The 626-nt window shown below is 41.1% G+C and carries 1 protein-coding gene; it reads left to right on the top strand.

Annotated features, from left to right (window positions below; all coding sequences use genetic code 11):
- The first annotated feature begins 313 nt into the window (after positions 1 to 313).
- Positions 314 to 622: a Dabb family protein gene (locus AC1DUA_RS39925; protein WP_477504918.1), complete on the top strand. Its 309-nt coding sequence runs from the start codon at positions 314 to 316 to the stop codon at positions 620 to 622.
- Positions 623 to 626 lie beyond the last annotated feature (4 nt).

The following is a 626-nucleotide window of genomic DNA, read 5'->3' as shown; positions in this document are numbered from 1 at the left end:
GGGGTGATGCTAGGAGCGTTTTCCAATGTGTCATTCACGAACTCCATGTCTTGACTTTTTGCATTCATATTCGTTGTTCCTTTGTAGTTGCCCGTATGTTTTTTATTTTCCACCAGTTGTCATCCTTTCTGCGTCAAATTAACGTTCAGGCTTAACGTTTACACTTGGGGCTTATTTTATTCCCCATAATAAGGAAGCCATGCGAAAGTTCTCTCTTGAGCTATGTGTTTAAGCTGATCTCAGGGGTGTGTAGTTCGCTCCAGCAAAATCCGCTATAATAAGTGAAGTTGGATAAAAAAGGAGACATGTGACGATGAATTCAAAGCGTATTAAACATATGGTTGTTTTTAATTTGCAAGTTGGCAAGGATACTCCGGAAGCGGAGCAATTTCTTAGAGGAAGCGCGCAAGAGCTTGCGGCTATACCTGGCGTTGAGCAATTTGAAGTATTTCGTCAAGTAAGTGCCAAGACGGATTATGATTTTGGATTTTCAATGGTTTTTGCAGATCAAGCGGCCTATGACGCATATAATGTTCATCCCGTACATACGAAATATGTGGCAGAGCGCTGGGTAAAAGAAGTTAGCCGTTTTCAGGAAATTGATTTAACGCTTTACGAATAAGGAG

This window comes from Paenibacillus sp. 01T422 (assembly GCF_056398785.1).
The sequence above is the reverse complement of the archived record's forward strand: the minus strand, read 5'-3'. Positions and strand labels throughout refer to the sequence as shown.

Excerpts from the sequence above, each read along its gene's own strand:
- AC1DUA_RS39925 (WP_477504918.1), top strand. The coding sequence starts at position 314 with ATGAATTCAAAGCGTATTAAACATATGGTTGTTTTTAATTTGCAAGTT.